This is a genomic window from Sphingobacterium sp. xlx-96 (assembly GCF_011007365.1).
In the GTDB taxonomy this organism is placed as follows: domain Bacteria; phylum Bacteroidota; class Bacteroidia; order Sphingobacteriales; family Sphingobacteriaceae; genus Sphingobacterium; species Sphingobacterium luzhongxinii.
The window spans coordinates 592336-614522 of the sequence record NZ_WFKM01000002.1 but is presented as its reverse complement, the minus strand read 5'-3'; the positions used below and the strand labels follow the sequence as shown (position 1 = coordinate 614522).

14 protein-coding genes are annotated in these 22187 nt (G+C 40.1%); 4 read left to right on the top strand and 10 right to left on the bottom strand.

Translation table 11 applies throughout. The annotated features are described in order from the left end of the window. Positions 1–111 precede the first annotated feature (111 nt). The 4 genes from ruvA to G7B20_RS05525 form a co-directional block, all read right to left on the bottom strand. Positions 112–696, bottom strand: a complete 585-nt coding sequence (gene ruvA, locus G7B20_RS05540) for a Holliday junction branch migration protein RuvA (protein ID WP_164109049.1) — start codon at positions 694–696, stop codon at positions 112–114. Positions 697–785: 89 nt separating this feature from the next. After that, positions 786–3062 (bottom strand): NADP-dependent malic enzyme, encoded by a 2277-nt coding sequence (locus G7B20_RS05535; protein WP_164109047.1) that lies wholly within the window; start codon positions 3060–3062, stop codon positions 786–788. Between the two features lie 171 nt (positions 3063–3233). Continuing rightward, positions 3234–4655, bottom strand: a complete 1422-nt coding sequence (gene dacB, locus G7B20_RS05530) for a D-alanyl-D-alanine carboxypeptidase/D-alanyl-D-alanine-endopeptidase (RefSeq protein ID WP_164109045.1) — start codon at positions 4653–4655, stop codon at positions 3234–3236. 292 nt (positions 4656–4947) lie between these two features. Further along, complete coding sequence (locus G7B20_RS05525; protein WP_164109043.1) at positions 4948–5190, bottom strand: hypothetical protein; 243 nt, start codon at positions 5188–5190, stop codon at positions 4948–4950. A 76-nt stretch (positions 5191–5266) separates the two neighbouring features. On the opposite strand from G7B20_RS05525, the gene G7B20_RS05520 reads away from it, so the two are divergent. From G7B20_RS05520 to G7B20_RS05505, 4 genes are all read left to right on the top strand, one after another. Beyond that, positions 5267–7042, top strand: coding sequence for an aminopeptidase P family protein (locus tag G7B20_RS05520; RefSeq protein WP_164109041.1), 1776 nt, complete (start codon positions 5267–5269; stop codon positions 7040–7042). A gap of 157 nt (positions 7043–7199) precedes the next feature. Further along, entirely contained in the window at positions 7200–9455 is a 2256-nt protein-coding gene (locus G7B20_RS05515) for a family 20 glycosylhydrolase (protein ID WP_164109039.1), read from the top strand. 27 nt (positions 9456–9482) lie between these two features. Continuing rightward, entirely contained in the window at positions 9483–10472 is a 990-nt protein-coding gene (locus G7B20_RS05510) for an isoaspartyl peptidase/L-asparaginase family protein (RefSeq protein WP_164109037.1), read from the top strand. Beyond that, positions 10465–11133: a copper homeostasis protein CutC gene (locus tag G7B20_RS05505; protein WP_164109035.1), complete on the top strand. Its 669-nt coding sequence runs from the start codon at positions 10465–10467 to the stop codon at positions 11131–11133. The genes G7B20_RS05510 and G7B20_RS05505 overlap by 8 nt, the downstream gene beginning before the upstream one ends. A gap of 4 nt (positions 11134–11137) precedes the next feature. Here the strand turns inward: G7B20_RS05505 and G7B20_RS05500 are convergent, their stop codons facing one another. From G7B20_RS05500 to G7B20_RS05475, 6 genes are all read right to left on the bottom strand, one after another. After that, complete coding sequence (locus tag G7B20_RS05500; RefSeq protein ID WP_164109033.1) at positions 11138–11566, bottom strand: response regulator; 429 nt, start codon at positions 11564–11566, stop codon at positions 11138–11140. Positions 11567–11573: 7 nt separating this feature from the next. Beyond that, positions 11574–13427 (bottom strand): sensor histidine kinase, encoded by a 1854-nt coding sequence (locus G7B20_RS05495; RefSeq protein ID WP_164109031.1) that lies wholly within the window; start codon positions 13425–13427, stop codon positions 11574–11576. Between the two features lie 102 nt (positions 13428–13529). Further along, a complete protein-coding gene (locus tag G7B20_RS05490; protein WP_164109029.1) occupies positions 13530–15317 on the bottom strand; it encodes an alpha-L-fucosidase in 1788 nt (595 codons plus the stop codon). 636 nt (positions 15318–15953) lie between these two features. Continuing rightward, positions 15954–17843, bottom strand: a complete 1890-nt coding sequence (locus tag G7B20_RS05485) for a SusD/RagB family nutrient-binding outer membrane lipoprotein (protein WP_164109027.1) — start codon at positions 17841–17843, stop codon at positions 15954–15956. Positions 17844–17854: 11 nt separating this feature from the next. After that, positions 17855–20965, bottom strand: coding sequence for a SusC/RagA family TonB-linked outer membrane protein (locus tag G7B20_RS05480; protein WP_164109025.1), 3111 nt, complete (start codon positions 20963–20965; stop codon positions 17855–17857). A gap of 11 nt (positions 20966–20976) precedes the next feature. After that, entirely contained in the window at positions 20977–22167 is a 1191-nt protein-coding gene (locus G7B20_RS05475; RefSeq protein WP_240452784.1) for an ROK family protein, read from the bottom strand. Between the last annotated feature and the right edge of the window lie 20 nt (positions 22168–22187).

Below are 22187 nucleotides of genomic sequence, written 5' to 3'. Positions count from 1 at the left end.
TGCTATAATTCAAGCAAATATCAATGTTTTAATTAATAATAACAAAAAGTCTCAAAGATATTCTTATGGATAAAATGTTAAAATCTATTAATGTAGACGCAACTGCTGATTCTATAATTTTTTTAGCGCAGCTTTAATGAGCTCTTCAACCGTATAGCTACCTTCAATTTTAACGATAGCAGCCAGTGTTTTTTCGACCTGAGCTTTCGGAAAACCAAGCATAACAAGAGCAGAAAGGGCCTCTTCTGGAATAGACTGAACAGCGAAGGGAAGAGGAAGCAAGGCATGGTCACCTTGTTTCTTGAGTTTATCTTGTAATTCAAGGATAACACGTTGTGCAGTCTTAGGACCTATGCCCTTTATTTTTTGGATTACCGCTACTTGTCCATTGATGATCGCAGCTTGTATCTCTTCGGGGGTAATAGAAGATAACATCATTCTTGCTGTGTTAGGGCCTATGCCCGAAACGGAGATCAGATGGTTAAAAAGGTGACGTTCGCCTTCTGTAGCGAAGCCGAAGAGCGTATGGGCATCTTCCCGAACCTGAAAAGAAATAAACAGTTTACAACTTTCCTGGTCTTTAATCAAAGAATAGGTGGTCAAGGAAATGTGAACATGGTACCCAATGCCCCCTACCTCAAGTATGACATGGGTAGGGGCTTTGAATATGAGTTTACCATTGAAATAATCGTACATGGTTTTATTTTATAGTTATAGAAGTTATAAAGTTATGAAGGCCTCTTTTATAACCTTGTAACCTTGTAACCATTATCACCTTTGTAACTTTATTTTAAACTTTCATGGGCCTGTGCGTCAACGACTGCAATGGTCACCATGTTTACTATCTCACGAACGGAACTGTCTAACTGTAATACATGTATAGGCTTGTTCATTCCTAGCAATATAGGGCCTACTGCTTCTGCATCACCTACTTCTTGCAAAAGCTTGTAAGCAATGTTTCCAGATGCCAGTGTTGGGAAAATCAAGGTATTGGCATTTTCACCTTTCAATGTGCTAAAAGGGAAATTGCTTTCCAACATTTCCTTGTTCAATGCAAAATTAGCTTGTAATTCGCCATCCACAACAATGTCGGGGTGATTCTTATGTAGTATATTTACGGCTTCACGTACTTTGGTTGGAGTAGGGCCATCCGACGAACCGAAGTTGGAGTAAGAAAGCATTGCTATTCTTGGCTTAACATTAAATCGCCGAACCGCTTTCTCCATCAGTACAGTGATGTCTGCGAGTTCTTCGGCAGTTGGATCTGTGTTGACTGTGGTATCTCCCAAAAATAAAGGTCCCTTGGATGTCAACATCATATACATTCCCACAATACGGCTACCTTCTTTTGCTCCAATGACATGTAGTGCAGGTTTGATCGTAGCCGCATAATTTCTCGTTAATCCAGAAATTAAGGTGTCTGCATCTCCAAACTCGACCATACTAGCGGCAAAGTAATTGCGGTTGGACATTAATTTGATAGCGTCCATCTTGGAGAGACCTCTACGTTGTCTCTTTTTGTAAAGGTGTTCTGCATATTTTTCAAAACGTGTCGTATTTTCTTCTTCTTTAGGGTCAATAATGGCGACATTATTTAAATCAAAAGAATAATCGTCAATCATCTTAGCGATACGGTCTTTGTTTCCTAATAAGATAGGGATAGCTATGCCTTCTTCTTTTACAATCTGTGCGGCACGAAGTGTTTTTGCGTTATCTGCTTCAGCAAATACGACTCTTTTGGGATTATTTTTGGCAATTGAAGTTACTTTTCGCATTATACCGTCATCTTTACCCAAACGTTTGCGAAGTTCCTCTTTATAAGTTTCCCAGTTATCTATGGTCTTACGGGCTATTCCAGAAGCGATCGCTGCTTTAGCAACAGCTACCGATACCTCAGTAATCAAGCGAGGATCTGTTGGTTTAGGAATGACATAGTCTGTGCCAAATCGTAGGTTGCTTGTATTATAGGCTTGGTTCACTTCTTCCGGAACCGTTTCCTTAGCAAGTTCAGCGATAGCGCGGACGGCAGCGATCTTCATATCCTCATTAATAGCCGTCGCTCTCACATCCAAGGCTCCTCTAAAAATGTAAGGGAATCCCAATACATTGTTGACCTGATTCGGATAATCAGATCGGCCTGTTCCCATTATAATATCAGCTCTCGTTGCTACCGCTAGGTCATAGGCGATTTCTGGATTCGGATTGGCCATAGCCAATACAATTGGTTTTGCAGCCATAGATTGCAACATTTCAGGTGTCAATACGTCTGCAGCTGATAGGCCAATAAATACGTCAGAATCTTTTACCGCATCGGCAAGAGTGTGTATGTCACGTTCGGTAGCCCATTCCGCTTTGGAGGGATCTAACTGCTCCCGGTCACTACGGATGACACCTTTACTGTCCAGCATCACAATGTTTGCCTTGCTTGCGCCTACAGCGATATACATTGCCGTACAGGAGATTGCCGCAGCACCGGCACCGTTTACTACTATTTTAACGGAAGCAATATCTTTACCTTGAAGCTCACAGGCATTGATTAGTGCAGCGCCAGAAATAATTGCGGTACCATGCTGGTCATCGTGCATGACTGGAATATTCATTTCTGCCTTTAAGCGCCTTTCGATTTCAAAACACTCAGGGGCTTTAATATCTTCCAGATTAATACCTCCGAAAGTTGGTTCTAGTGCTTTAACAATACGGACAAATTCGTCAACATTTTTGGTGTCCAATTCAATATCGAATACGTCGATGTCCGCAAATATCTTAAAAAGAAGACCCTTGCCTTCCATTACAGGTTTACCGGCTTGCGCACCGATATCACCCAAGCCGAGAACAGCGGTACCATTACTGATTACGGCAACTAGATTTCCTTTAGCAGTATATTTGTAAGCATCTTCTGGGTTTTCAGCAATTGCTAAACAAGGTTCTGCTACCCCTGGCGAATAGGCTAATGATAAGTCACGCTGTGAATTGTATGGTTTTGTCGGAACAACTGCAATTTTACCCGGACGACCCATAGCATGATAATCTAGGGCTTCCTTCTTTTTGTTGATATTACTCATTTTAGATCTGTGTGTCAAATTTAAGGCTACAAACCTACATAAAATCACCTTTATGCACAATACAATTGCGTCTTAATGTAGAATGAATTTGGAGTTTGTCGGCCATCTTATGTTTTTAATAATGGAGGAAATGTATTATTCTGTTTCTCAATATATGCAATATTAATGCTATTATTTCAGGATATCTAAAAGATTAAACATACTTTGACGCATTTTTGACGCGCTACCATCGTAGTTGTACACCAATAGCGTAAACGTATATTCTTTCCCATCTTTAGCTTTATGGTAGCCGGTATAGCCGAGTGTTCCGCTGATGGTTCCGCTTTTCATCATCATTCCATTATACATAGGGAGACTTTTTACAAAAGAATCTGACCAAGGCCTACTTGTTGCATATTGCATGATTTTGTTCATGGCAGCTGCCGTAACATTGTTTTGCGGCGAAAGCCCAGATCCATCTATGATGTCTAGCTCACTGCTGTTAAGTTGTAGCTTCTGTTTCCAGAATTTTTGTAGATAATTTGCTCCATCCGATGTGGTTACTTTACCTCCGCTGATGTAGGCGATGCTTCTCAGTATAGCTTCTCCGTATAAGTTAATACTCTTTTGGTTAAACCAGTACACCATATCAATTAGTTTTGGTGAGATATGTGTGGATAGTTCAGCCGTCTTCTGCGGAAAGATAGAGTCTTGTTCAACTAGTCTTTGACCGGTGGTGGGTTCCATACCTACGGGGATGCCCGCCATATTTGCCGTCTTGGTGAGTTGAAATGCTAAATCGAAGGCAGGATCCGGGACAGAAATTTCAATGGTCTTTTTAAGATCTTGACCGTAGGTGCCTTTTAAGTATATTTTTTCAGAATAGGGTGCCGAGTAGGCGTATACATTATCACCAGAGCCTGGTCTGCCCACTTTTACCGTGTTTACCAATTGCAAGTAAGAAAGATCTGCTGTTGTTTGGACAATTGGAGCAGGTTTATTGGGGGTGCCACTTTGAAAGTTAATTCCAACTTTATTCTCCCGCCAATTAAGCGCAGATATACCGGCTCCATAATAATTACCTATATCAGTCCATATCCAGCCCCCTGGAACATCATTCCCGTTATACATCCTGTCGTCGCCGATGATACGCCCATCAATAGCTGTGATACCTGCATTTTTAATAGCAGTTATCCATTTATCCAATAGCAATTGTTCTTTCGTCTGCTCAAAACGATCGCTACCCAGTGTGGGGTCTCCTGATCCTTGAACTACGATATCACCATGAAGCACACCGATGCTGTCTATTGTGCCTGTATAATATAATTTAGTTTTGTACGTATATTCCGGACCCAATAGGTCTAGTCCTGTTATTGAAGTAATGACTTTCAAAGTCGAAGCTGTAGGAAGCCCCATTTGACTGTTCTTCTCGAACAGTATAGTTCCGGTGCTTTTATCCATGACATGTAAACTGGCTATACCATTCGTTAAACTAGGTTGGGCTAAGAACGAGTTGAATCCTTTCTGGAGGTGTTGCTGTGTCGATTGAGCTAGCGTAATAGTAACAAATAGGAAAGAGGAACAGAGTAAAGTGATATAGTGTTTAGTGCTCATAATCATTATTTGAGTTTTGACAAATATAGAAATTATATTCGTAGCCCTATTTAGCTATATGGACTGGTAGGGAGCATGTAATTAAAATTTTCTTTTATGTGCTCAAGCCGCACGGGCTCATACTTTTTTACCGCAAAAAAGTGTGCAAAAATCTCCTCGCTTCAAATTTTTGCAACAACGGATTTCTATTCTTTCAATTTTGCAAAACTTTGGAGGCGAGAATTGAGGGATTTGATTGTATAGTGCATCTTTTAAATTGAACTCGATTCATCACCAAGCTGTAAATTTTAGTCTAATGCCGCCAATGTTGCATCAGTCGACACAAGCGCGCACTCGACCTTGATGCCTGCTTACGCAGTAGCGGATTGGCTATAGCAGGAGGATGCAATAGCGTAGTGCCAATACGGCACAGCGGCGAGTTTTTGATTACTTTTTTCGGAAAAAGTAATTGCCTACCCTGCATAAGGGTGTAAATGTTTAAGTAGTATTGATAGTCAGTAAAATAAGAATCGAGTTCATGTGTTAATAAAAACATAAAAAGAAATGCCAGTCCAAAGTTCTGTAAAGAGGTAGAAATCGCTAACTTGCGAAAGATATTTAGTTGAAAAAATATGTCACATTTAGAAAGATTAACCAAAATTCGTGGATTGATGAAGGAACAAGGTATTGATGCCTATATTATCCCTTCTTCGGATCCTCATATTAGTGAATACTTGCCAGAACGTTACAAATGTATTGAATGGACCTCGGGCTTTAGCGGCTCTGCAGGTACCTTAATGATCACCCAGGATTTCGCTGGACTGTGGACGGACGCCCGTTATTTTGTTCAGGCGACGGAGCAGTTGGCAGGAACTGGTTTTGAATTGGTTCGATTGAAAGTACAGCATGCAGCTGAATACGTAGAGTGGCTGGATCAAAGGTTTGGAGCAGGTACTAAAATTGCGTTTGACGGCAATTTAGCCTCCTTGTTGGTGGCCCAAACGGTGAAAAATGTATTAGAACCTCGAGGAATGGTCGTCGATGGTCACGTGGATCTGTTAAGCCCTATTTGGGAAGGGAGACCATCGTTGCCTCAGGTAAAAGCATACCTGTTAGATCCATCAACTACGGGACAGGACACAGGATCAAAATTGACCGCTGTTCGGAAAGCGTTAGACAAGTGGCGTGTAGAAGGACATTTTGTGTCGTCGCTGGATGATTTAGCCTGGTTGCTCAATGTGCGAGGACAGGATGTGCCGTGTAATCCTGTGGTTTTAGGGTTTGCATATATTTCGAAAGAGGACGCAATTTTGTTTGTTGAAACGTCAAAATTAGACGCAGAAGCAGTCACAGAGCTAGCTGGATATGGTGTGCAGGTACAGGATTATATAAAAGCTTTCGATTTTGTCAAAGGTCTCTCGGTAGAAAGTATACTCATCGACCCTAAGCGTACTTGTTTTACTATTTACGATAGCATTCCTAACGGGGTGAAAATTATAGAACGTCTTAACCCTTCTACAAGTTTGAAGGCCTTGAAAAATAAGGTAGAGATAGCGCATATGCGCGATACAATGGTGAATGATGGTGTAGCGATGACGAGGTTTTTCAAATGGTTGGAAGAAAGCCTAGGTAAGGAAGAACTTTCCGAAATCTCGATTGCAGAAAAATTGCAAGGTTTTAGGGCAGAGCAGCCAGGTTTTGTAGATATCAGTTTTAATACGATTGCTGGTTATCTGGATCATGGAGCCTTACCGCATTATCATGCTGTACCATCGAGTAACTATGTTTTGAAATCTTCTGGATTATTGCTCGTAGACTCTGGTGGTCAATACCGTACAGGGACGACAGATATAACCCGGGTTATTTCACTGGGCAATATCACGCAAGAGGAAAAGGAGGACTATACAATTGTATTAAAAGGAACAATAGAAGGTAGTCAGGCTATTTACCCTCAAGGTACACGTGGCTACCAGATCGATGCCATAACAAGACGTCCCATCTGGGAGACTTTGCGCAATTATGGACATGGTACAGGACATGGCATCGGATTCTTTTTGAATGTGCATGAGGGGCCTCAGGTGCTTAATCCGACCAATGTAGACGTTGCCTTGGAGGAGGGGATGATCACTTCTATCGAGCCGGGCCTATACCGCGAAGGTAAACACGGAATACGTATTGAAAACCTGGTGTTGACGTCAAATTACGAAAGCTCACAGTTTGGTGATTTTATGCATTTTGAGACATTGACCATCTGCTATATAGCCACTGATCTGGTTGAGAAAAGTTTACTCCATCAAACCCATATTGATTGGCTTAATAATTACAACCAATGGGTCTATGAAAAATTGTCTCCATTGTTAAATGAAGACGAATCGACTTGGTTAAGACAAAAAACAACCGCGATATAGTTGGGGAGGCGATCTTCGGTCGTTTACTTCGCTTAAAGTAATACAAAAAGAGCTGTCATACTATAATGATAGCTCTTTTTGTATCAATATGCTATAACGTTTTACTGCTATTTTAAACTCCGATTTAGAAATAGTAGTTTTGTTAAAACGAATTGCCATGATACATTATAAATTCTTGCTGATAGTAATCCTGTTTTCTTTTATATTTCCAACCAAAGGACAAGAACATCTTATTCCTCGACCGCAATATTTACAGGTAACTGAAAATGGTATATTGTCTTTCGATAAAGAGTGGCGTGTCAATAATTCTGTTTTTCCTCATGAAGCTCTTTACCTTGTGGAGCAGCTACGGATTAGTAGACCGGATATAAAGGTGTTAACTGCGAAGAAGGGAAATATACGCTTTGTAAAAATAGCGCAACCGTCAGCAGATAAATACGATTATTATGAACTTAGAATTGATAAAGAAGGCGTCGCTATAAGCGCAGCTACGGGCAGAGGAGCGTTTTATGGCGTTCAGACTCTTTTGCAACTTGTCGTAGAGAATAAAACCAAGGGAAGCCTCCCTTATTTGGAAATAAAGGATTACGCTAAGTTTTCTTATCGGGGTATGCATTTGGATGTTTGTCGACACTTTTTTACAGCACAAGAGGTTAAGAATTATTTGGACTATCTTTCCCGGTACAAAATTAATACGTTTCATTGGCATCTTACAGATGATCAAGGTTGGCGCATAACGATTAAAAGTCATCCGAAGCTGACGGAAATCGGTGCTTACCGTAAAATGACGCCCGGGACTGATTATGAGATAGAAAAAATTAAAGATGGTCGCTACGGGGGCTTTTATACCCAAGATCAAATTAAAGATGTGGTTGCCTATGCGACAAAACTGCATATTGATGTCATCCCGGAGATAGAAATGCCTGGTCATGCGCAGGCTGCTTTGGCGGCTTATCCTGAATTATCCTGCACAGGGGGGCCATTTGAGGTAGGGACGACTTGGGGTGTGATGGACGATATCTTTTGTCCTAAAGAAGAAACCTTTGCTCTTTTAGAAGATGTAATAGATGAGGTCATTACTTTATTTCCAAATAAATACATCCATATTGGAGGAGATGAAGCACCAAAGACAAGGTGGAAAGCCTGTCCACACTGCCAGGCTTTGATAAAGAAGGAAGGGCTGAAAGATGAAGCCGAATTACAGTCCTACTTTATTAAACGCATGGAAAAGTATATCAATAAAAAAGGTAAGCGTATTATTGGTTGGGATGAAATTCTAGAGGGAGGATTGGCTCCCGATGCTACCGTGATGAGTTGGACAGGTATGGAGGGGGCTATCCACGCTGCGAAAGCGGGGCATGATGCGATAATGACTCCGGTAAGTCATATGTATTTTGACTATTATCAAGGAAACCCACAGTCTGAACCTTTAGCATTCAGTGCCGAGATACGATTAGATCAGGCATATAGTTTCAATCCTATTCCTGCAGAACTTAATCAAAAGGAAGCGAAACATATCTTAGGCCCACAGGCAAATATGTGGACAGAATATATAACAAACTTCAACCACGTGCAGTATATGCTGTTTCCACGTTTATTCGCCCTATCTGAGGTCGGTTGGGGGACATCGCAACCCAAAGCCTATCCCTCCTTTGAAAAACGTGTGATCGCGCATATGGCTATCTTAGAAGAAAAGGGTATAAACTATAGTAAAGCTATTTTTGAAGTATCTGGCAAGAATGTTCCTCGGGATGGAAAGATGTACTTTGAATTAGGGACTGTTCGTAAAGAGGACATGATTCGATATACAGTAGATGGTTCTATTCCGACGGATCAGAGCTTACTGTACCAAAACCCTATACCTGTAGACAAAACAATGCGGATCAATGCGGCCAGTTTTTCGAAAGGAAAGATGAAAAGCCCACTGTTGAGCCAGGAGTTTCTAGTCAGTAAATCAACCGGTAAATTGATCGACCTGCGCCACGCAGCGAGTCCTAGTTATCCGGCAAATGGAATCGGTAGTCTCGTGGATGGTGTCTACGGTAATAAAAATTATTTTAAAAGAGACTGGTTAGGTTTTAATGGTCAAGATCTCGTAGCGACGATCGATTTGGGAGCTCCTCTTGCATTTACGACCGTGGCTTTGAACGCAGTGGATCAAAAAGGGAGTTGGATCCATTATCCCAAAGCAGTAAAGGTGTACGTTTCTAATGATGGAAAGGTCTTTGATTTAATCTCCAATATCGGACAAGAAGGTATCGATGCGTCAAACGGTACTATAAAGCTCAATTTCACGGCGCAACAAGCCCGATTTGTACGTGTGGAGGTACAACATGTCGGTAAAATCCCCGCAGGTTATCCTGGTGCGGGGAATGACAGTTGGTTGTTTGTAGATGAGCTTTCTGTTTACTAAATTTAAACATAACGAATTTGAAAAGTCATGAACTCTAGAAGAAAATTTTTACATAAGATTGGTTTAGGATCTCTTGCGCTGGGGCTTGCTCCACAGTTGTCTCAGGGCATGTCCTCTAAAAACCTTAATAAGCCGGTGGTTTTATCGACTTGGGATTTTGGTTTGAAAGCGAATGAAGAGGCCTGGAAAGTATTGGCCGTTGGCGGTCGGGCGTTGGATGCTGTTGAGCAAGGCGTGCGATTTACAGAGGCCGATCCGACAGAGCGTAGCGTTGGTTATGGTGGACGGCCTGATAGAGATGGCAAGGTAACTTTAGATGCTTGTATTATGGACGAGTTTGCGGGGATCGGGTCTGTAGCAGCACTAGAGGGTATTAAGCATCCTATCACTGTTGCACGGGCTGTTATGGAGAAGACTCCTCATGTGATGTTGGTGGGTGCTGGAGCATTGCAGTTTGCCAAAGAGCAGGGTTTTCCGGAAGAAAATCTATTGACTCCTGAGTCTGAAAGGGAGTGGAGAGAATGGTTGAAAACGGCTAAATATGAGCCTGTAGTAAATATTGAAAATCACGATACCATCGGAATGATCGCATTAGATACGCAGGGTAATCTTTCTGGAGCATGTACGACAAGTGGAATGGCTTTTAAGATGCATGGACGTGTAGGAGATTCTCCTATTATTGGAGCTGGACTGTATGTTGATAATGAAATTGGAGCAGCTACGGCGACCGGACATGGTGAAGAGGTAATCCGTACGGTGGGAAGTCATTTGGTGGTTGAACTGATGCGGCAGGGCTACGCCCCTCAAAAGGCGTGTGAGGAAGCTGTGAAACGTATTGTAAAATTTACACATAACCGCAAAAAGACATTGGATAATATACAAGTAGGGTTTATTGCCCTTAATAAACGAGGCGAATACGGCGCCTTTTGCATACATGGTGGGTTCAATTATGCAAAGTATGATAGAAAAGGTAACGAACTGATTAAATCAAATTCATATTTAAAAGCAAATGGCTAAAATAGAGATTGCAAGTTTTAATACTAAATCTGCATTGATTGCACAGGGAAATGGCGCTGATCGGGTTGAATTGTGTGCAGGTATGGAGGTGGGAGGAACAACTCCATGCATTGCAGATATCACTGAGGTGCGCGATGCTGTCCGTATTGCAATGAATGTGATGATACGCCCGCGGGGAGGAGATTTTGTCTACAATGAAGCCGAGTTTGCCCAGATGAAAAGTGATTTGCTTCGGATAAAGGAGTTGGGGGTAGATGGTTTTGTATTTGGAATATTAAATGCGGATAATACAGTAAATCGTACTCAGAATAGAGAACTGGTTGCTTTAGCGGCCCCATTGCCTTGTACTTTCCATCGGGCATTCGATGAGGTAGCCGACATGGATATTGCCTTGGAGGAAGTTATCAATTGTGGATTTAGCACTATACTGACGTCTGGTTGTGAGCCTAACGTGATGGCAGGTTTAGCGAACCTGAAGCATTTAGTACAGGCTGCGCAGGGACGTATTGTAATTATGCCAGGAGGAGGTCTGCGTTCGACGAATGTGGAGGAGGTGTTACGTGAAACAGCTGCAGTCTATTTTCATTCTTCTGCCATTACCGATGGCAGTGACACTGCTGTAGCGTTGGAAGTGAGAGCGCTCAAAGAAAGAGTGACGTAAAAAATTATAAGGAATCAACTGCAATGTGCTTCTTGATTATATCAAAGAGCACTTGTTTGTTGACAGGTTTTAAGACATAGCCCTTTATAAAAGAATAGTTCTTTACTTGTTCAAGATCACTTTTGCTAGAGGAAGAACTAATAATATATATGGCTGACGATTGTGTAAAATCGGTCACATCTGTCTCTAATTTATCCATTAATTCCCAACCTGTCATAAAAGGCATATTGATATCTACAAAAAGAATGTCCGTTGCTATGGCGTCTCCCTGAGGGCAGGGGAATTGATCCAAGAACTCCAGCGCATTATCAAACGTTCGGATTTCCAACGGGCAGAGAGAAAAGCTGGATAGCATATTGCTGAAGATAAGTCTGAATATGGCATTGTCATCAACTAAAGTGATTCGGACTGTACATTTATTTTTAGCCTCCATATGCGATCTAAAATTGAATAACAAACGAAGAACCCTCTCCAAGATTACTTTCAACATCGATTTTTCCACCTAGATTTTCTACCAGATAGCGTGTGGTAAATAGTCCTATACCCTTGCTGTCGAATCCACGGTGAAATATTTTTTTGAACATAAAGAGTTGAGATTTGAATTTTGGAAGGTCAATGCCTATACCGTTGTCACTTATTCTTAAGAAAACGTTGTCGTTTTCCGAGTAAGTACTGATATTGATTTTGGGCTGTCGGTCGACCGCTGTGTATTTGAGAGCGTTACTTAGGAGATTGTCGAGAATACGATCCAGATATATCGCCGGATAGTGAACGTGTTCTATTTTAAAATCAGTTGTCAATAATGCGTCCTTTCTTTTTATCTCGACAAGGTGGTGAAGGTATATCTTGTTGAGCTGATCCTGGAAACTGCATTTTTGGAATGATAGACTAACGTCTTGTTTTAGTTCTAAAATATCCGTGAGCTCTTCCAATGTTTGGTTTAGATTGTCTCCACTACATTTTAATAAAGAAAAGTATGCTTTCTTTCTGGATTCATCCGTTTCGGAGTTGATCTCCGTCAATAACATTTGTATGTTGCAGACAGGTCCTCTGAGGTTATGTGCTACTATTTGGTTGAATTCTTCCAGTTGTCTCACTTTCGTCTCTAGTTCCACCTTTATGGATTCGAGCTCGGCTTTTTGACTTTCCAGAGTTTCTATATTGAGCTTTACTTGTGAGATGTTTTGTATCTGTGCGATATAAAATTGAGGATAGTGTTTGTGGTTTCGAACTATAGAGACTGTTGTATCACACCAGACATAATGTCCCGATTTGTGCTGATATCGTTTTTCGATAGTAAAGCTTTCAATTTCACTATCGAGTAGTTTTTTTCGTAGTTCCAGATCCCCTTGGACATCATCTGGATGTGTCAGCTCAATAAAGGTCACCTTTTGTAACTCTTTTTTCGTATAGCCCAGCATATTGCAAAGCACTTTATTTGCATCCAAACAATACCCATCTAAAGCAGTTAGAGACATGCCCACTCCTGAAAAATGGAATGCCTGATTAAATTTGTTCTCGTTTAATTTTATCTTTTCGGTGTTCTCTACTTCTTTTGTAATATCTGATATCACCACTGCAACCCTATCATTTCTTTTTGTAATAGACTTTACCTGAAGGTGGTACCAGTAATTTTTATGCGATTCAAAGGGTGAAAGAAAGTCCATTTCCTGCTCGATTCCTGTGGTTATTGTTTCCTCAATAAGACGTTGGAAAGGTATCGCGACAAATTCAGGAAATATGCTGTTTAAGCTTTTTCCCAAAAAGTAGGTTGGTTGAAAAAAAAGATGACCGCTATCATTTGTCCAATAGTTGATTATACAACCGTCTTGTGTAACCTCGAATACCATATCATTCAAGGAGGAGACCAAGAGATTCAGCTGTTCTTCTTTGGCTATCAATAGAATGTTTTGCTCGACGATCCTGGATACATCAAAAAAAGAAATGATGACATAAGAATGTGTTGGCGTATCAATTTGTTTGGATGAGAATGATAGCCATATGTTGTTTCCTTCTTTTTGTTTTATTCCTAAAACGATGTCTTGTTGTGCTGTCCCGTTACGCAGGGTTTTAGACCACGGCATCTCTGTAGGTCGAAATTTGAGGTTATCTTCGATAGGGTAAAACAAGGAATCGTTCAACAGAAAGTTATTTCCTACAATTAGAGGCAAACTGTCTAATAATATCGTTGCTTGCTCATTATAAGCAAGTATCACTCCTGTTTTGTCTAGCGCTAGGAAACCTTCTCTACTAGGAAAGAAAATATTACCTGATGCCGCCTCTGCCAATTGCATAGTTATTGTGATGAGCTATAGTTGTTCTTTTGTATGTTGTACCGCTGAACAAATACAAAAGTGGTGTTTTTTTAATTTTTTTAAAATATTATTTACAGATAATTATTGATTGATCCATAACCTGTTAAATGAAAAAGAATTAGGACCTTTATTGCCGAGTATAATTGTATAGGTGCCTTTTCGTGTAAAAGTAATACGGCCCACTCGCTTATCTGTAAATTCTGGCGTATAATTTTTCTCATTCGGTTCAGCTACAAGAAGGCCATTTGGGGTTAATAGGGCTGTAACGATGTCTTTATCTACCTTTATCTGAATTTTGATATTTGTTTCGTTGGGGTTATGTGCTGATACATCAAAATGATATTCGCCCGTTTCAGGGATATAGACTTTCCAGGTCAAATCTTGTCCCGGATGTAGCGTTATACGGTTAGGGCGTTTGCCATCGTATTTTTCTATTTTTAGGTCTTTGTTATTGCTATTTGAAGGCGTTAAAGCAAAGCCTCCAAATGTCGACTCTGCCACAATTTCTTTGTTGAGTTGTAGTGTGTTGTCGTATCGAAGTACGATGTTGGATACATAGTGATCGGGCTGTTCAGGACCTAGATCAATATGAAGTAATGGTCCGTTTTGCGTGAAGTTTAATTGTTTTTGTTTATTTCCCTGCTGCAAATAGACTTCTTTAGGCGTGTTTTTAATCCCCGAAACTCTAAGGAGCCTATCCAAGGGCCAGTTGAAAACCTGCGCATATACAAAAGTCGAATTATCTTTTGCTTTGGAGGTCAGGTACCCCCAATCGTGTTGCCCTGTCCGGAAAGATAACCCCGTGGCTCCGTAGATACTGGCCCCATAAGATTTAAGCCAGTTTCCGACATCATGTAGGCGTTGGATACTTTCGTAGGGCACCATACCATTTGCTCGAGGACCTATGTTTAATGTTAATCCACCGTTTAAACTTACATTGGAAATGAGCGATTGGAAGATTTGTGAAGTAGATTTCCATTCGTTTTCCTGACCATTATATCCCCAAGAATGGGCAATAGTTCCTGGAGTTTCCCATGGATGATTGACATAAGATGTGCCAAACTGATTGTCCCCCAGTGTTTCAAAATCCACCGTGTTTTCATCCGTCGGTAACCCCAATCGGGAGTTGATCAGACAATTGGGTTGTAGTTTTCGTATCAGCTGGGCTACTTGTAATAGCTGTTCTTTTTTTATGATGGACTTTTGATAGGGAATCCACATATCAAACCACATGAGGGCGATATCACCATAATCGGTCAATAATTCTGTCAGTTGAGGAATTACTTTCTCTTGCCAGTATCGGTCAAACTGTGCATCTGTGACCCGGCCTTTTAGTTCTTGATTGTGATCCCATGCGTAGGGATGTTCCCAATCTATCCAATGTGAATAGTAAAAACCAAGTTTCATGTCATGCTTACGACAGGCTTCGGCGAGCTCTTTTAGGATGTCCCGTTCCGAACCGGCTAGTTTTGGTAAAGAATAACTGCCCACTTTTGTATCCCAAATAGCCACGCCATCATGGTGCTTGCTGGTCATGATGATATATTTCATGCCAGCCTCTTTGGCAAGTATTACCCACTGTTCTGGATCTATTGTTTCCCAATCAAAGCGTTTGGCCAGGGTTCCGTATTCTTCTTTAGAAATTCGGTTGCGGTATCTGATCCATTCCGCATAATTATTGAGATAACGAAGTTTTTCACCTTTCCATAATCCTTCTGCCGCACTATATAATCCCCAATGTATAAACATACCGTACCTAGCCTCCTGAAACCACTGACTTTTGGGGGAAGATTGCGCAAAGGAATAGGCAAGGGGTACGAATAGTAAACTGAATATTAAAGCGGTTTTCGTCCAGATGGAGTTTATCATAACAGTTTTTGATTATCTTTCCAAGATAATCAAAAACTACTTGATTTGGAATTAAATAGTTGAAACAATATCGCTTTAAGTACGGATATTAAAATAGGACGTGGTGATGATGTGATCTCAGAAAGCAAGGTGATAAGTATAAATGTTTGGTCTTTAGTGTTGACTGTGATGAAACGGAGATTTAGAGCCGCGTTGCGAAAATTTCCCTAAATAAAGAAGCGGATTGGTAGTAGATCTCTTGTTACCAAATTCAGTATTAAGCTACTATTTAATTAGGGTTAACATAGCCTTTACATAGCCTTACCATAGCAATTTGATAAGTAAAGGCTATACTAAAGGTATTTAAAAGACATTTTAATACCTAGTTTGTTACGAAGATGATATTATCTTGATTCCACTCAAAATCCTAAAATTTGAAGTTATGACAATTCTAAATGATGGACTAAATGGCTCGATTCGATGTGAATTTGGAAATGTATCGCCTCATTAAGAGTTGCTTAACCGACGAGGTAAAGGCTTATATGTGTCTATCGGCTTCGAAAATAGCTATACGGAGTAACTATCCGATTCGGTTTTACTAACAAAAATCCCCGTTACTGGTTGTAACGGGGATCATTTTTTACTCCGAAAGAATATTTAGTTTTTCTTAGCCCACCAAAGCGGAGTGAAAACATCATCTGCGCCGCCTAATAAAGAAATCGCTTTGTCATAATTCTCCTGATCTGCATTTCTGAAGTTGGAAGGGTACTTCAGTCGTTGAGGAAAGAAGTTAACCTGATTTTGTTTATAGTTTGAAGCTGTCAATTGAGGAATTGTAGCAATGGGTTGTTCCACGGCAGGGTTCTCAAAAAATGGTAAGCCCAAACGTCTATGGTCGTTCCAGGCTTCTAGAGGGAGATAAGGAACTGTCGCTATGTATTTTTGCGTGATTATCTTTGTCAGCTTATCATTCTTCTCCAATCCATTTTTATATATCGTATTTGATGGATATTGGATTGTTTCAGTCTTTGCTTGATTTGTATAAGCGTCTATATACTTAACTGTAAATGATTGAGGAGGTTCTGTATCATGGTCATATTTTACAGACGTTCCAACACGATTATAATTCGTTGAATTTAGGTAATCTGCAATAAAGCCAAGGACTTCCCAATAGGCGAAGTTTTCTGTGATGCCTTTTTCGTAGGCAGCTTTGTCAGACATAGGCGTTTTCCAGCCTCTTAATGCAGCCTCTGCAATTAAAAAGTAAGTTTCAGAAGAAGCAAAGAACACGCGTTTTTGTTTACTTGTTCTGTATTTGTTCGTCATTCCAGGTAATCGTCCATTTTGACCTCTTAAGACAATACTTGAGGCTTTTCCTGCCCAGGTGCCCCCAGTGAAGGCGTTCCAAGTATATTTTGTATTTAGCTCGTCAGTCCTAGAGTCGGAAACTTTGATTGTAGCTTTTTGTTCAGAAGCCGCAGCCCAGTAGTCGCCATCAGTTTTATTACCAGGGATAAAGAAGGCTTTATATGCTCTAGGATCCATTTTGTTAGGTAACCCATCGGCGTAAAAACCTTGACTCGGATCATTGGACATTGTAGAGAAGTTTTGAGCATACTTTGTCCCAAAATCATCTTCGGCTTTTATTTTGCTTAAAATTTCAGGATTTGTAAATTGCTTTGAAGTCTCTATTCCACCCAAACCTATAAAGATGTTGTTTAAGGTTGTAGATATAATTTGCGTATTCCAACCTAAAGACATGACACCGGCTAGTGGATTCCAACCTTCTTTTTCCTGAACGGCAAAGTTGTGGGCAGAACTCTCAATGAATTTGTTGGTCGCAACTGCAGATTCAAACTCGGTTTTAGCCTTATTGGCATCCACTTCTGACATGCGCATAGCTAGTCGCATACGCATAGAATTGGCATAACGGACCCAGTTTTCCCATTTAAATCCATAAGCTGCATCGTAATCTTTGATGGCTGAACCATCAACATTTACATCTATCTTTGAAGAAGCATCCTTTAGCTCTTCAAGCATAAAATAATAGACATCTTTTACTGAATTAAACTCTGGGTTACTGCCCTGAAAGGATTTGATTGGCGCCGGTCCGAAGTTGTCCGTAAGTTCACTCATTAGATAAACACGCCATAGTCTCGCAACTTGTTTTAAATTTTCATTATAAGTTTGCGCTGATCCATCTTGGGCTTTTTTGTCTGCAATTTCTATAGCCGAGTTTGCATTGTTCAACCATTCGGAAATATAGCGCCAGTAGTCATTATTGTATCCATCCTGACTTGCTCCAATATTAATGAAATTTTGATAGTGATGATGTGCCGCTGTTTTCCAGTTGTACACAAAAATACGTTCGCCTATATGGGGATCTTGTTGTGCACCTATTATAGCATTATTTAAGAAGTATTCTGGCTTTACTTGCTGCTCATTTGCAGCGGTGGGATCGGTATTCAACTCATCAAACTTGCTACAAGATGTGAAAAGTGCACCAATCACTAAAGCTATAGATATTTTAGAAAATGTATTTTTCATGTCGTTTGTACTTAAAAACCTACAGATATATTAAAGAAATAAGAACGTGACGTCGGGAAAGAGAGGTATTCAAACCCAACAGCATTTGAATTTAATGCAAAGGTGGATTCTGGATCAACTCCTTTTGCATTGCTTTTTAGCATGGCTAAATTGTTTACAGAAAATCCGAATCTAGCATTTTTAACCATAGAATTCTTCAACACTCTGCTAGGGATTGAATAACCCAATTGTAGATTTCTAATTCTAATATTGGTTGCATCATATAGATTCTCTTCGATGATGCCCATATTTCCTCCGGCAACGGTCTTCCAATAATCTTCAGGAGATACGGCAGTGGTATTTTCTACGTAGTTACCGTCTTTTAAGGTAACACCATCAACGACGAATTTCTCTCTGCTTCCGTTTGGAGCTGTTTCTTCAGATGCCCCTGCATATTGTAATCCTTTATGCGTTCCTGCGAAAAATTTACCTCCGAATCTACCATCTATCTGGAAGCTCAGTGAAAAGTTTTTATAGTTGAAAGAGTTTGTAAGTCCCACTAAAGCTTTGGCAGTCTGATCGCCTAAGAAATGAAAGCCTTCGGCTTTCTGCGGTAATCCAGTAGCAGAAGTTAGTATTAGTTTTCCATATTGTGAGCTCTCTTTGTCTTCTACACGTAGATATTTGGTGCCATATATTGCGCCATATAATTTACCTTGTTCTGCATAAATACTGACATCGTCGTATCCGCCCAGTTTTAGACGTTTTGCATCTGGGTGTAATTCAATAATCTTGTTCTTGTTTTTGGAGACGTTTGCCGTGATATTCCATCTTAGAGATTCCGGATTTCTCAGAATGTCAGCGTTTAAAACGACCTCAAAACCTTCGTTTAATATATTCCCCGCATTTGCTTTGAACGCTTTATAACCCGATAAATCGTTCATAGGGATGTCGATCAATTGATTGGTCGAATTATTCTTGTAGTAAGTAAAGTCCAACCCTAATCTATTATTGACAAATCGGGTTTCAAAACCGAATTCAATACTTTTTTGAAGTTCGTTTACCACTCCAGCGTCGTATTTAGTATTACGTTTACTTGCTGTTGTTATATTGTTTGGGTCGTTTCCGACGGTAAATGTATTATAAAGCTGATATGGATCCATGTCTCTCCCCGTTTCAGCATAGGATGCTCTTACTTTTGCATAGTTAAACCATGATGGCATGTGTCCACTACCTTTATTTATGAGATCAGAAAGTACTAGCGAGGTACTTAAAGATGGGTAGAAAAAGCTTCTATTATCCGGGTGCAACGTTGATGTCCAGTCGTTACGGCCTGTAACATTTACATACCAGAAATTATCATAATTAATTTCCGCGCTCGCATAAACGGAGTTTATTTGTTTACGACTTATAGACTCAGAAAGAGCCGCATTGCCAATATTATTGCCGATAGTAAAAAGATTAGGAACCCGCAAATCACCAGCTATTGCCTCGATGGATGTACGATTACGTTCCATAATTTGTCCATATAAGGATGCGCTTCCGCCCCATTTACCCCACAAATTATCTTTCCTTGCATGGAGACTCGCGATATAGTTGTTTTCAAAAAACTTGTCGATTCTGTTTGAATACGAGTTTTTTAGATGACTTCCAGTATATGTTTTTGATTCATATTTCGTAGAATAGTTGTCTGATCCCAAACGTACGTCTGCACTTAACCAATCATTGAAGTCGTACTTGACGGTTGCATTCATAAGGTAACGATCTCTCGTATCGTTATTTAACTTATTGTATACCGCCCAGTAAGGATTTGTTCCGCTATCCTCTAAATACCATGATTGTTTTTCTCCTAAAACGTCCATTCCTGTCTCAAATTGAGAGATATCTAGCGATCTTGGAAACAGCAATAGCTGTGCATAATAATTGCCGTCGTTTTGCCCACCTACTGCGCGGTTATGCGCCATGTTTTTCATGTATTGAACTTTTACGTCAGTGCTCCATTGGTTCCGGGATCCAAAGTTTGCATTTACGCGATTGATCAAGTTTAACCTATTTAACTTCATGCCAGGAGTTTTACTATTGTCATATAAGTAGCTGGCCGAAGAGTATAGGTTTACCTTGTCAGATATGGCTTGTTGAAAATTGATGTTTTGTGTCGTGTTAAATCCTGTTTGAAAGAAACTACCTAAATTATCATAAATTTTTAATTGAGTTTTTGAACCGTTCCAAGTATCAACTTCTTGTCCAGCTATTTTTTCACCCCAAGATAATCCAGATAATCTTCCATATATGCCGCCATCTCCTTGTGAAAAAGTGTTCTGTAGTTTTGGAGTCATGAAGATGTTTTCAATACCAGTGATAGTTGAATAAGAAATACCTACACCTTCTTTGGCTTTCCCTGATTTGGTTGTAATCAAAATTACACCATTAGAAGCTCTTGATCCATACAAAGCCGAAGCTGCACCACCTTTCAGTACAGACATGCTTTCGATATCTTCTGGATTGAGGTCGCCTAAGCCACTTCCAAAATCCGTAGAAGGATTCCAAAAATCGTTATTAGATGCCCCCACAAAATTGTCCATAGGAACACCATCGACCACTATTAAAGGTTGATTATCCCCAGTTAGTGAATTAAAACCTCTTAAAATGATTTTGGAAGAAGAAGAGGGACCATTTGAACCTTTTACAACTTGTAGATTGGAAACTTTTCCTGCAAGTGCATTTGCAATATTGTTTTCTCTAGCGTCAGTTAATGTGTTCCCTTGTATTTCTTGAAAGGAATATCCAAGTGCTCTTTTTTCACGCTTAACTCCCATTGCCGTCACGACTACTTCTTCTAGTGCACCATCTTGATTAACCAAAGTAACATTAATCGTTTTAGCATTGGAGACGATAATTTCTTGTGCGTTGTATCCAATCATCGAGAAGCGTAACGTTTGGCCGGTTTGTGCTTGAATGGAATATGCTCCATTAGCGTCGGACTGTGTCGCTTTATTGCTTCCTTTGACCGATATACTCACACCCTTTAATGGGCCGGATGCGTCTGATACTATCCCAGTAACAGATTGTTGTGCAAATACTACCGATATGCATAAGAGCATAAGGATGGATAGACTGCAGCATTTAAGATAAAACTTGGTCATAAAATTTAGTTTTAGTTTGTTTGCTTTTGTTTTTTGTTTAGTACTTCCCAGTTTGATGAAGAAACAGCTATGGCCACTGTTCCAGTTATTTGTGCGTTGTGCAATCCTGATATTTCTATAATGGTGTCTTTTGAAAGACGCTGAATACTGAACTCTAGCATTGAAGCCTGTATCTGTGGTAAAAGGATCTGTCCGATTTCTGCTCCTTTGCCGCTGATGATTACTTTTTCAGGATTAATGATATGTATTAACGTCGCAATACCTTTGCCCAGCATATAGCCTATCCTTGCAAAGGACTCAATAGCCACTTGATCCCCGTTAAGGGCGGCTGCTATTAATTGATCTATCGTAATTGTACCCAGTTGACCATAATTGGCTGTGAGTTGAGAGATTTGTCCGTTTTCAATCTTTTCACTAGCATAACCAAGAGCAGAAATAAGAGATGCCTCTACCTCTAAACAACCTCTTTTGCCACAGGAACACAACTTGTTTTGGTCAGATAGCGGGATATGGCTAAATTCCCCTGCGTAACCACTATGGCCTTTGAATAATTTACCTTCCAGTATCATACCCAATCCGACGCCCCAATTCAGATTTATGACCAAAACGTTGTTTAATCCCTTTGCTTTACCAAATTTATGCTCAGCGATCGCTATTGCTGTTGAATCATTTTCAATGAAAGTGGGTACATTTAAATGATTTTGAATTGTGGTTTTTATATGGTGGAGTGGGTGTTGTTCGGAGTAGGACGTGTTGACCCCTTTTTCGGAGTCGACAAAGCCGGGCATACTTACTGCTACTGCTAGTATTTTATCTAGGGATTGATCGATTAAATACTCATCGATCAGCGTCAGCAAGATATCCTTAGCATTGGTCTCGAAAGCCAATCGAATAGGTTTGTTCTGGGCTTTTTTCAACTCTTTATTGGAAAGATCCACCAATGCAATGGTTGTATTATATTGGTCTATTGCAACGACAAGAATATTTGGTAGTTTTTGAATATTTAGCGAATATTGTATAGCTCTTCTACCTCCGGTGGATTTTCCTAAGCCCTCGGACGTAATTATTTTTGATAAAAGTAATGTTTGTATGCTTTTGGTTACCAAAGGCACACTTTTTTTTATCGTATTACTGATATCCGCAATCGATAGAGTTTTTGAGAAATACAACTCCCTTATAATTTGCTGCTTAAGACGGTCCAAAATTTTTGTTCTGAAATTTA